The following is a 12,484-nucleotide window of genomic DNA, read 5'->3' as shown; positions in this document are numbered from 1 at the left end:
TTGTTGATTACAGATGGGGAGCGTGAAGGTGCTATGTATATTCAAGCGAAAAAGGTTGTGCTGCTCATGCTCAGCAGTCTTATACTGCTGACATCAATTAGTTTAGTTGGTGCGGCTGAAGGTACAACAGCAACAAGCGGTGATCGTTATCTTGTTCGGAATGGGCTTTCTGAGGCCGTAATCATTTGGTGGTCTACGTCGGCTAACGGCCCCGATGTTCCTTCCTTTGCTGCCGCGGAGCTGAAATCATACGCAGGCAAAATTTCAGGGGCCCAGGTTCCAATCCGTAAAGGGCAACTGGTATCGGCATCTGGGCAAACACTAAACGCCATTTCTAGTGGAATTGCCATTGTAACGGGTACAGAGGCAAATACGTATTTGCAAACTCCAGCAGGTACGGACGTTTCAGTACCAATCGATTGGTTCTCGCAAGCCAATACAGCGCTGACGGGAGCTAAAGAAGATTCCTTCTCCATTCAGACTGTCGGTAGCAAAGTCATCCTGGCGGGTTCCAATGATCGAGGCACACTATACTCTTCCTACGAGCTATTAGAACGTTTAGGGGTTAAGTTCTATGCTCCTAACTTTGAATCTTACAACGGCAATTCCGAATTTGTTCCCTCCCTACCTTCCATTACTATAGCTGATTTGAATGTAAAAGAAGAACCAAGCCTCAAGTATCGACGGAAATATGTAGAAGAAGGCTGGAGCCACACAAGTGAAAACTTGCCGCAATTATTGGATTGGATGGCTAAGAACAAGCTAAACATCCTAGCATATCCTACCGATTATATTCATTTGGGCATTGTTAAATATGATTCGTGGAGAACACAACTTGTACCTGAGCTGAAAAAGCGCGGACTTGTGCTTGAAGCAGGAGGACATGGCTTCGACAGCTTTCTTCAGCCAAGCAAGTACAAAAACGCGCATCCAGAATGGTTTGTTTCTGGTTACAATGTATTTGATGTAGCTAACGATGCAGCAGTAACAGCCTATATAAATGAAGTAGTGGACTACTTGAGCGATCGACCGGAAATTCGGATCTTTGATGCATGGCCGCCTGATAGCGCCACATGGCCCCCATCGGCAGTACAACGATATGGAAGCATAGCAAATGCTTATGCAGCCGTTATTAACAAATTGGATGATGCCGTACAAGCGCAGCTTCCGGGGGTTCGCATAGAAGCGATTGCCTATCAATCACATATTGATCCACCTTCTCCCGCCTATGCCTTTCATCCAACGGTTCTAATCGACTTCGCTCCGATTGATCGAAGTCATGCCGAACCAATCTATGGACCAACGTATCCAGCAAATACGTATTATGTAAACTTAATCAATAATTGGCGCAGCACCTTCACAGGCGACTTGGCAATCTACGAATATTACCGTAGATACAGTTTCCATTCCTTGCCCATCGTTATGCCGACATTAATCGGGCTAGAGGTTCCCTATTATCAATCCTTAGGTATTAGCGGCCTAGGAATTTATTCGGAGCCTGGTGACTGGCTAACCTTTGAAATTACACATCTCATTGCTGCTCAGAAATCGTGGGATGTTACACTCAACACGCAATTGTTTGTGGATGATTACGTCAAAGCTCGCTTTGGTCAAGCGTCAGCAGCAGACGTTTCGGCTTACTTAGTAATCGTGGAGAATACAGGGCGTAATCTATTCGACAGGTTTAGAGGAAATTACGGTGATCTAAATGCTGTGTCTTCAGCAAGAACAAATTATATTCAAGCAAAAACAAAATTGACGCAAGCAGCGGCAAATGCGCCTTTACATTCTTCAAGCGCTTTTATACTGCAACGATTGTTATGGAATATTAATTACGCTATTTCGGATACGGAAATTACTTATTACAGTTTGACAAACAATCCAGTGAAACTGCAACAAGCCAAGCTAGCGACCAAAACGTCGGTTGATACGCATAAGTTCAACGGAATTATTACGCAATCATTATGGACCTTAAACCGTTATCAAGGAAATGCCACTAGGAACAATACGTTATGGATTTATGATTTATACCGCAACAACTAGACGCTTAGAGTGCATCAAACATAAGTAATCTTAACATAGAAAACAGCTGGGTTCGATCGCATCTAAAATGCTGCTCGAACCCTCATGCTTTCAATTGTACAATAGGTGCATTAATTCAAATGAAATGCACTAATTATCCAATTCAATATTCCCGTGACATCAAGAAATACGACTATGATGACTAAAGGAATAATGAACCTCATTATAAAAAACCAAATATGAAATGCAGTAGACCCTAACCGCGAATGCTGCAATAATTCCTCACGTAATTTACTTTTCTTAATTTTATAGGTTACGAAAATGGAGATAAGAAACACACCAAGCGGCATTAAAATATTGCTTACTAAATAATCGGCTGAATCAAATATGTTTTTAGAGAAGATTAACAGATCAGCGAACACGCTATAAGATAACGCAGATGGAACGCCTACAGCAAATATTAATCCACCAATAACGAACGCTATTTTTGCTCTATTTTCCACTCTTCCTTTTAATGTCGATGCTACTATGATTTCTAACATCGAAAATGCTGATGTTAATGTGGCAAATAAAAACAATGCTAAAAAGCCTAATAAGAAAGCTTCACCAAAAATAATTTGATCAAAGACAGCAGGCAACACTACAAACAATAAACCTGGCCCTGCTGCTGGTTCTAAACCTAATGCAAACACCGCCGGGAAAATCGCTAAACCTGCTAATAACGCTATCAAAACATTCATGGATACAATTGAAATAGCCGGTTGAATTAAGCTTTCTTTTTTTGACAAATAGGAACTATACGTAACCATAACCGATACACCAACACTTAAAGAGAAAAATGCTTGACCCATCGCAAACAGGATACTTTGAGACGTAATTTCTGAAAAATCTGGCTCTAGAAAGAATATAACACCTTCAATAGCGTTATCGAGCGTAAGGGAGCGAATGATGAGCACAATAAATAGTATAAATAAAGTCGGCATCATCACTTTACTAGCTTTTTCAATACCATTTTGAATTCCTTTTGCAACAACTAATACTGTAATTACCAAAAATATAAACTGTGCTGCAATAACTAAAAACGGATTGGCAATTGTCTCGTTAAAGACAGCTCCATAATCTGCTCCCTTGCTAATAATTCCACCAAACATCCCTTTTACAAAGTAAATAACTATCCAACCGCCAATTACACTGTAAAAAGACAATAGAAGGAAACAAGTAAATACCCCTAGCTTACCAATCCAATGCCACCCGCTATTTGGAGCTAAGCTACGATAAGCACTAATAGCTTCTTTCTGCGTGCTTCTGCCTATAATAAACTCTGCTAATAACAAGGGAAAGCCCATAAACAACGTAAATAATATAAATAGGAGAAAAAATGCGCCTCCCCCACTCATTCCCGTAACATATGGAAGCTTCCATATTGCGCCTACTCCAATAGCAGATCCAGCTGCCGATAAAATAAATCCAATCTTCGATGACCATTGCTCTGTTTTTTTCATGTGATACCATCCAATCTGCTGTGTTCTGTCCTCTAGATCATGATGTACAATACAAAAAAGCCACATCTCTATCTTTAACGATAGTGACGCGGCTATACACGATGTACCACCTTAGTTGGAAACGATATCTGTTTCCATCAACCACTAATTCTCTATTACCAGGAAAACCGGCTTAATAAAGTTCTTTTCGTCGCACATTCGATAGTTATTATGATAAACGGAATTATAGTACGGTACTTCTTAAAGGTCAACCTTTTGTTCTAAAAAACACTAGCTATTTGTATCACTACTTCAACAATTTGTTTTGGAAAGTGAATTGCCTCTTTAGGGTCAAAATGTTTCTCCTATATGTACAAAAGGGGCTATCCCCTAAGCCATGAGAATGACTTAATAGGACAGCCCCTTCCTTCCATTCATTATCCGAATATAGCATCAAACAGCGGTTTCGCATCTGCTGCTGGATATAGTACATAAAGAATGGAATAAACCGCTACACCAGTAATGGCTGTGAAAAACCAAATGATTGACGTAACACGTCCAAGTTTCCGATGTTTTGCAAATTTCTTTTTGTAACCTAATGTAAGGGTTGTAATACCAAATACGGCTGCGACTGTAGCCATTACAATATGGAACAGTAGAAAAACTAAATAATATGGCTTTAGTCCATCTGGACCGTTATATGGTGTGCTTCCGATAAAAATTGTTCGAGAAGCATAGATGATAAAAAAGATAATAGCCGCGATTGCTGCATATACCATCATCTTCTGATGTTGCTCCAGCTTGCGCTTAATTGCTAGTCTCCAGCCAAACGCTACAAGAACCGCACTAAGTACAATAAAAAATGTACTAACTGTTGGCATAAGCGTATTAAGATCCATCCGATTCACCTCGCACTCCAATATAAATGATTCAATTACATGTGTCTACGCTGTTTCCGGATTCGGCACATCATCAGCATGTTCACGCTTAAACCATTGTTTGAAAATATATACTAAGATGATGCCGTACATCAGTTCCTGTACAAGCTTCATTATTATTCCACCGAGTTGTTGGTCCCCCACTACACTCATACTATTAAAAAATTGGGGTCCTCCGAATTCACTTACAAGATAGCTTGTATCACCTGGCATACAATAGCCCATTGCTGTCGCCCATACCTGAGGATCACTGTACGTCGCATACATTCCTACATCTGCAAAAATAATTAGACCACAGGCAGGTGTCAATAATACGCCATTAGCAAATACGTATGCCATTTTCTTGAAGTCTGCTAATTTTGACCATTCAGGTACTGGACATGCGATCTGCCACCACATCATGAATGAAGTAATAAACAGTACCACATAATAAAGTCGATGAATAGTGAAGTTAGTCATTACATAGTCATGGACATCGGGAATATGATAAAAAGAAAACAGCATATTAAACAGAATTAGAGTAACAATCGGGTTCATGAGAAAACGGAACTTCCTCCAGAAGTTAGCCGAAAACACTTTGCGCCATACAAAAGCAGGCAATCCTAAAAGAATCATAGGTGGTACAACTAAATAAGAAATCGACATATTAACCATGTGGTACGTAAACATCAAATGTCCTAATAAATTTAATGGACCACCATGGGATAAATAAACGAGCGTAACCCCGCCTACAAACAACCATTTTTGCTTGGCTGTAGCTTTAGCCTCACTCGGGAAGTGCTTCTCTCTCCATGGTCCAATTAAATAGAAATACGCTATGATTACTGCGATCATTGCGAATAGAAACATTGGTGTCCACAGCTCAGCAAAGGAGAAATATTTGTTTAAGTCTAGCATCGTGGAGGCTCCTTTCTCTTACCCTAACTCTTCTTTTTTACAAAAGAAGAGGGACCCAAACCCGGGACCCTCTTCTACTTCGTTCGAATGGCGATAAAATCCCTGTCTTACCACCAAACCCAATATTCAGCCATGATTACACATGTAAAGACGATAAACACGCCAGTGAGAATACCAATGATTGCGTACGTATGACCGCGATCTTTCATATGCATCCAGAACGCCATCTGTACAAATACTTGTAGGAAAGCAGTTCCGAGCAAGATGATGTAGATAAAGTCTTTGTTAATTTCTCCACTCATTACAGTTGCAAATGCGATAAACGTTAATAAAATGGAGAAAATGAAAGCAACGACGTGTTTCTTAGATCCTTCGACCTTATGACGTCTGGTGTTTTGTTCTGTGGCAGGCTGATTGCTGGCCATAAATTAAACCACCTTTCCCATCAAATACACGACTGTAAAGATGAATACCCATACAACATCGATAAAGTGCCAGTACATACCAGCAACATATACCTTTGGTGCTGTAACTACTGTCAAACCCTTTTTCTTCAATTGGAAAATAAGTAGCGTGATCCATGAAACCCCGAACAATACGTGAGCACCGTGGAATCCAACAAGTGTATAGAATGAAGAACTGAATGCACTTGTTGTAAAACCATGTCCTTCATGTACGTAGTGCCAAAATTCGTAACCCTCAAGAAGAAGGAAACTAACTCCTAAAACGACAGTAACGATTAGCCAGTTAATTAGCGCTTTTAAATTTTGTTGATGCATCGCTTGAATCGCGAATACGCTTGTCAAGCTTGATGTCAACAAGATTGCAGTTGCGATAGCAACCAATGTAAGGTTAAATAAGTGATCTTCAGTCGGACCATCAAGTACTTGGTCACGAAGTGCTAGGAACGCTGCAAACAACGTTCCGAACAATACTGTCTCTCCGCCAAGGAATAGCCAAAAGCCCAATACTTTATTGCGTCCCTCAAGGGTCGCCTTTTCAGGCTCATGAGGCAATTGCCCGTCTAAGTGTGAATGTGCACTCATGCTTTACCCCCCTTTAAATCTCTACGAACTTCTTCCTCTTCAATATGGAAGCCAGGATCATCATTAATGGAACGAAGGAACATACAACCAAACACGATAACAAGACCTAGTATACCGATCCAGTGACCTGTTTTCATCGGTCCAAGCACACCCCAATCTGGAGCATACATAAATCCGAAACCTGCGATAAACAAACCAAGACCCATAAAGAATGGAAGAATCGATGGTGACGGCATATGAATCGGACCAATCGGTTCAGCAGGCGTCATCGTTTTGTTACCATCTTGTTTTTCTTTCCAATAAGCATCATATCCGCGAACTAGCGGAGTTTGAGCAAAGTTATATTCTGGTGGAGGTGATGGAATCGTCCACTCCAGCGTACGGCCATCTTCCCAAGGGTCGTTAGGCGCATCAGCTGGTTTTACTTGTGTAATAACGACATTGAGCAAGAACATAAGTGTTCCGATACCCATCATCATAGCACCAACAGTACTAATCATGTTCATTTCGTTAAAACCAAGACCGTCAAGGTACTGCCAAATACGACGTGGCATTCCTAATAGTCCAAGGAAATGTTGAATAAAGAATGTTAAGTGGAAGCCGATAAAGAACATCCAGAATGTTAGTTTACCAAGTGTTTCATTTAGTACGCGACCAAACATTTTTGGCCACCAGTAATGTAGACCAGAGAATATTCCTAGTACCAAGCCACCTACGATTACGTAGTGGAAATGCGCTACTACGAAATAAGTATCGTGATATTGGTAATCGGCTGGTGCTGCTGCAAGCATAACTCCTGTTACTCCACCCATTACGAATGTCGGAACAAAACCTACAGCGTACAAGTTTGCGGACGAGAATTTAATGGAACCGCCCCACATTGTAAACAACCAGTTAAAGATTTTGATACCTGTTGGTACCGCAATCAACATCGTTGCGATTGAGAACAATGCATTCGCTACCGGTCCTAGACCTACTGTGAACATGTGATGCGCCCACACCATGAAGCCTAAGAAACCGATTAGAATCGTTGCAAATACCATCGAGCTGTATCCGAATAGACGTTTTCTTGAGAATGTACTAATAACTTCTGAAATAACACCGAATGCCGGCAAGATGAGGATATACACCTCAGGATGCCCGAATATCCAGAAAATATGCTCCCACAGTACGGCGTTACCGCCACCAGAAGGATCAAAGAAGTTTGCATCAAACAAACGGTCAAACATCAAAGCAGCAAGTCCTACCGCAAGAGCAGGGAATGCGAAAAGGATAAGCGCAGAAGTGATGAAAGCAGTCCATGTAAACAATGGCATACGCATGAAAGTCATACCTGGTGCGCGCATGTTAATGATTGTTACTAGGAAGTTGATACCCCCGATTAGTGTACCTATACCAGCTATCTGGAGACCTAACACATAATAATCGACTCCATGATCCCCGCTATAGGTTGTACCGGCCAGAGGTGCATAAGACGTCCAACCTGCATCTGGAACTGCTCCAGTAAGCCAGCTAATATTCAATAGAATACCACCGAATAGGAATGTCCAGAAACCTAATGAGTTAACGAAAGGGAAAGCAACGTCACGTGCACCGATTTGGAGCGGCACGACAGCGTTCATTAAAGCAAACAATAATGGCATCGCTGCCAAAAATATCATTGTAGTTCCGTGCATTGTAAGCAATTCATTATATGTATCTGCTGAGACGAAAGTATTTTGTGGCTTCCAAAGCTGTATACGGATTAGAATTGCTTCTAGACCGCCTACTAGGAAGAAAAATCCTCCAGCTATCAAATACAATATGCCAATCTTTTTGTGGTCAACCGTAGTCAGCCAGTCCATTATGCCGCTGTAACGTTTGACCTCATGCGTGTGTGCATGTGCATGAGCCAATGTAGGTACCTCCTTCAATCACTGATGATAGTTTTATTCGTAGTCCAGCTTTAGCCCAGCCAAATATTCAGCAATGCCTTTTAGTTCGGCTTCGGTTAAATCTTTATGATCTGGCATTGTGTTGCCAGGTTTAAATGCTTCAGGATCTTTAATCCATTTGTATAGATTGTTGTAAATCGTATCTTCATGCTCATATTTCTTATCATCAGCTTCAACATTGACAAGTATACCGCCTACAGACTCCCGGCTTCCGATACCTGTAAGGTTAGGATAAGCAGGTCCACCCATATCGCCTACAGCATGGCAAGAAAGACATCTGTCTTCGAATGTCTTAGCGAGTGCTGGATCACTTGGAAGCGCTACCGGAGCTTTAATTGCCGCTGCCCATCGATCAAATGCCGCAGGATCAACCGATTTAACTTTAAAGTCCATCAAACCATGAGATGGTCCACATAATTCCGCACATTTACCTAAGTAAACGCCCTTTTTCGGAGCAGAGAAATACATCCTGTTCTCATTACCTGCAGGATTTGTATCAATCTTACCAGCTAATGAAGGAACCCAGAATGAATGAAGTACATCAGCAGTTTTCGCTTCGATTGAAATTGTTTTGCCTGTTGGAATAACCAGCTCTTGAGCAGTCTTAATACCTAGCTCAGGATACTCGAATTCCCACCAATAAAGATGTGATGTAACAATAACTTTAACGGCGTCAGGATCTTTACTGTAGTCTTTAGCTAAATTAAATACCGATTGTACCGTTGGTACGCCGAGAATAACAAGCAAAATGATAGGGATAACCGTCCAGATAATCTCCAGCTTATGGTTTCCTTCCACTTGTTTCGGAATCGTTTTGTCTCCTGAACGTCTGCGGAAACGAATAATTACATAAAAAGAAAGTGCGAATACGATTACTACTACGATCGACATAATTATGATCGAAGTTTTCATCAGATCGAATTGCCCTTGCGCTACTGGTCCCTGAGGATTTAGCGTCGATAAATCTTCCCGTCCGCAAGCAGCCAGTACTAAAGCCATCATGGCCATTAGCGGTGCTAGCCGTTTTAAAAATTGCCACCGATTCATCATTAATCAACCCCACTTTTGACTTTTTCGCAGCTGCCTTTTTTCACGTGGCAAGCGGCTTGCTGCGTGTTCCACAGATGTTTTGACAACTCCTGCAACTTAAATCACTTTATTAAATATAAAGTTGAAGCCTCTTTTTGTCAATGTTCCACAGAGAGTTCACAAATTGTTCTCAAAGCTGTCAAAAACGCGTACTTTAGCCCTTTTTCAGCTCTTGATTAGCCGCTTTGCATTCGTATTCCATGATACTTCTCCCCTTCATTGTGTACCAAACCCATGGTCAATTATGTATAGAGCCCAAAACGTATATTTCTTATCCCATGACCAACACTACAGGTATTCATTTATGAAATGGGGGTCAGCTAATAATGATGAAACAAATGACCTTTCTCTTGCTGGCTACAGCCGTTATTAGTTCTAACAGTGGTTGCAACTACAAACAGCTTGTTCAGCAGAGTGATTCCGACTATGGAAGTCGCAAAGCCCATGATCCGAAGACGATTAAAGCAAGAGCATATGGCACTCTTTCGAAGGATAGCAGCCAGCATAACAACAGTTTTTTCGAATATAGCTCGATGATGTCCCAGAAAGTAAGCTCATTAAACGGAATCGCATCAGCTATCGTTATGCTCACTGACAAAAATGCATACGTAGGCATTATGCTCGATTGGACAGCTGTCGGGACTAAAGGATCAGGTGGTACTGAGGAACAAAACAATACTGGATTAAACGGTGGGGTTTATAACTCAGATACAGGCCAGTCGGCTGGTAATGGACGAGTATTAGTTTCCCCTTACAATTCCTATTTCTCTGTTAATGATCACAACAATCTTTCTCCTGAATTAAAACAGACAATCGCTGAACTTATTCGCCAGCATGTTCCTACTGTGAAGGAAGTGCATATCTCCGCTAATATGGAGTTCGTCAATTACTTTAATCAATTCGCAAAAGAAGCTTGGGGCGGTCGTTCACTCACGCCATGGATCGATTCATTTAATACGGTAGTTCAGTATCATTTCGCTGGCGGCAATGTCATGCCATCTCCAATCACACAACCCGATCGATACACGCCATCAGAGTCACAAATGCGCCGTTAAAAAATCTCTTCCTATATATATGCATAATTGAAGAGGGTTCTCATTAAGAACCCTCTTCTTGTTTACCCATTATTTTGAGCTTTCATTCCGTTGGTTTCAGCCGTATCGCTTCTACTCCTTGATTTATGTGAAAAATAGCCGATTGATACTTTTTGCGATCAGATTCATTAATAGCGAATTTTTCTAACCGTTTTAATTCCTGTTCGAGTTGTTTCGTTAGTCCCTGTATCTTATCTTGTGCCTTGGATGAAGACTGCTTAGGATAACTATGTCCATCTACAGTCATGAACGTCAGTTGACCTTGAGTATCAAGCTGAGATAAGAAAATATCTTCAAGCTTTAGATTGTGCCGACCCAGTTCATGGTTTAGCCACTCTTTGTTATGACCTGAATCCTTCAGTTCCTCTTCGATAACTTGACCATCCATTACGAGAGAATACGGTGCTCGTTCCTCACTCATCCTCCAACCTAACATGTCTGGAGTAATTGGTTGCAGCTCTTTCTTCAGAAGCACATTTACTTCGCCGCTAGCTTCCATGATGGCAAATTCAACGTCAGCTACACGATAAACATCCTTTTTCCTAAGCTGATTCAATAACTCGTCCAACGTTATTCTTTCTTTTTTCATTTTGTCTCTGAACAATCTGCCATCCCGAATAAGGACGGTTCCCTTACCATCAACAACATCTCTTATTTTCTTACTTTTGAGTGTCAACAACTCTATACCTACAGAAACACTTACCCATACGATCAGTGATACAATGCCCAGAAACCAGAGGTTGTCCAAATCCAGAGAAACATAAGCAGCAATATTACCTATTGAGATTCCGGTTATGTACTCAAAAAGTGAAAGCTCTGATATTTGCCGCTTGCCGAGCACCTTCGTCATAATAAATAGAATGACAATGGCCGCCATTGTTCGAAGTACAATTTGTATCCATTCTGGCATTGATACTCCCCCTTCCAACACTAGAATGTCCAAATCGTGAGAACTCATTCGTAATTTGTTGCAATCTTTTCATTTATATGTTAAAGTAGTAGGAATGTTATATTTAACCCCTATAATCCCCAGTGAGATTCAATATTTCCCTCAGATTTTGATATCATGACTGACAATTCCAACTCATGTTTCATAACGTAATTCTGATTCACACTGGCGCGGTCTCGGAACCGTAAGGACGAAAGAGAGGTAGGGCTTTCGTTGTTTTAGGATACTACTAGATCACACAACTTAGTATACATGTTGTCTGCAGTTTACAAGGGGATAAATACGCTGTTCGTTTCCAGAACAGATCGGTTAAATATAAAATCAACAATAAGGGCTGCGCGGCCGGCAACGCATTATCGTTGCCGACAGGGCAGCCCTGTCCAATTCTATAACCTTTATTTAATATTAAACGACGTCATAACCTTGGTCTTCAATTGCCGCTTTGATTGCATCAACTGTAACTTTACTTTCATCGTACTCTACAGCTACCTTCTTATTAGCTAGATCCACTTTACCGCTAACTCCGATTTCACCAAGCGCCTTTTCTACTGAATTAACGCAATGACCACAGCTCATACCTTCAACATTCAATTCAACGTTAGACATATTACATTCTCCTCTCGTTATTTCATTAATTTATTTACAGTTACTAGTAATTCTTCAATAACTTCATCTTCTCCAGCTTGAATTCGTTCTACAACACAACTCTTCAAGTGGCCTTCCAGTAATAGCTTGGCTACACTACCTAATGCCGATTGTGCAGCAGCAATTTGCGTTAGGACATCGTCACAATACGTGTCTTTTTCAATCATTGCTTTGACGCCTCTGATTTGACCTTCAATACGATTAAGTCTAGAGCTTAAATTTTGCTTCAGCTTATCAGAATGATGACTTTTCCGTTCACCGACTTCGGAATGGCAGCAGTTATCATCTGAACCTTCGTTCGTTATATCCATGCAATATACCTCCATGGGGTATTTTGTTTACAAATTGATTTTACCATACCCCTACAGGGTATGTAAAGGGCGTTTATT

General features: G+C 41.0%; 12 protein-coding genes. 2 read left to right on the top strand and 10 right to left on the bottom strand.

Annotated features, from left to right (window positions below):
- Complete coding sequence (locus tag I6N90_RS20505; RefSeq protein WP_232243191.1) at positions 1-2,043, top strand: DUF4838 domain-containing protein; 2,043 nt, start codon at positions 1-3, stop codon at positions 2,041-2,043.
- Between the two features lie 110 nt (positions 2,044-2,153).
- Here the strand turns inward: I6N90_RS20505 and I6N90_RS20500 are convergent, their stop codons facing one another.
- The 7 genes from I6N90_RS20500 to coxB all read right to left on the bottom strand — a co-directional run bounded on the left by I6N90_RS20500 (position 2,154) and on the right by coxB (position 9,368).
- Positions 2,154-3,524: a sodium-dependent transporter gene (locus I6N90_RS20500; RefSeq protein WP_197937513.1), complete on the bottom strand. Its 1,371-nt coding sequence runs from the start codon at positions 3,522-3,524 to the stop codon at positions 2,154-2,156.
- 416 nt (positions 3,525-3,940) lie between these two features.
- Positions 3,941-4,402 (bottom strand): DUF420 domain-containing protein, encoded by a 462-nt coding sequence (locus I6N90_RS20495; protein ID WP_197937512.1) that lies wholly within the window; start codon positions 4,400-4,402, stop codon positions 3,941-3,943.
- Between the two features lie 45 nt (positions 4,403-4,447).
- Positions 4,448-5,338: a cytochrome c oxidase assembly factor CtaG gene (ctaG, locus tag I6N90_RS20490; protein ID WP_197937511.1), complete on the bottom strand. Its 891-nt coding sequence runs from the start codon at positions 5,336-5,338 to the stop codon at positions 4,448-4,450.
- 107 nt (positions 5,339-5,445) lie between these two features.
- Positions 5,446-5,763: a cytochrome C oxidase subunit IV family protein gene (locus I6N90_RS20485; protein ID WP_197937510.1), complete on the bottom strand. Its 318-nt coding sequence runs from the start codon at positions 5,761-5,763 to the stop codon at positions 5,446-5,448.
- 3 nt (positions 5,764-5,766) lie between these two features.
- Complete coding sequence (locus I6N90_RS20480; protein WP_197937509.1) at positions 5,767-6,384, bottom strand: cytochrome (ubi)quinol oxidase subunit III; 618 nt, start codon at positions 6,382-6,384, stop codon at positions 5,767-5,769.
- Positions 6,381-8,228 (bottom strand): cytochrome c oxidase subunit I, encoded by a 1,848-nt coding sequence (ctaD, locus tag I6N90_RS20475; RefSeq protein WP_197937592.1) that lies wholly within the window; start codon positions 8,226-8,228, stop codon positions 6,381-6,383. Before ctaD ends, I6N90_RS20480 begins: the two co-directional genes overlap by 4 nt.
- Positions 8,229-8,312: 84 nt before the next feature.
- Complete coding sequence (gene coxB / locus I6N90_RS20470; protein WP_197937508.1) at positions 8,313-9,368, bottom strand: cytochrome c oxidase subunit II; 1,056 nt, start codon at positions 9,366-9,368, stop codon at positions 8,313-8,315.
- A gap of 365 nt (positions 9,369-9,733) precedes the next feature.
- Here coxB and I6N90_RS20465 point away from each other — a divergent pair, with 365 nt between their 5' ends.
- A complete protein-coding gene (locus tag I6N90_RS20465; protein WP_197937507.1) occupies positions 9,734-10,462 on the top strand; it encodes a hypothetical protein in 729 nt (242 codons plus the stop codon).
- 82 nt (positions 10,463-10,544) lie between these two features.
- Here I6N90_RS20465 and I6N90_RS20460 read toward each other — a convergent pair whose 3' ends face one another.
- From I6N90_RS20460 to I6N90_RS20450, 3 genes are all read right to left on the bottom strand, one after another.
- Complete coding sequence (locus I6N90_RS20460) at positions 10,545-11,411, bottom strand: DUF421 domain-containing protein (RefSeq protein ID WP_197937506.1); 867 nt, start codon at positions 11,409-11,411, stop codon at positions 10,545-10,547.
- A gap of 444 nt (positions 11,412-11,855) precedes the next feature.
- Entirely contained in the window at positions 11,856-12,056 is a 201-nt protein-coding gene (locus I6N90_RS20455; RefSeq protein ID WP_197937505.1) for a copper ion binding protein, read from the bottom strand.
- A gap of 17 nt (positions 12,057-12,073) precedes the next feature.
- Positions 12,074-12,406 (bottom strand): metal-sensitive transcriptional regulator, encoded by a 333-nt coding sequence (locus I6N90_RS20450; protein ID WP_197937504.1) that lies wholly within the window; start codon positions 12,404-12,406, stop codon positions 12,074-12,076.
- Positions 12,407-12,484 lie beyond the last annotated feature (78 nt).

This window comes from Paenibacillus sp. GSMTC-2017, assembly GCF_016019935.1.
Classification (GTDB): domain Bacteria; phylum Bacillota; class Bacilli; order Paenibacillales; family Paenibacillaceae; genus Pristimantibacillus.
The sequence above is the reverse complement of the archived record's forward strand: the minus strand, read 5'-3'. Positions and strand labels throughout refer to the sequence as shown.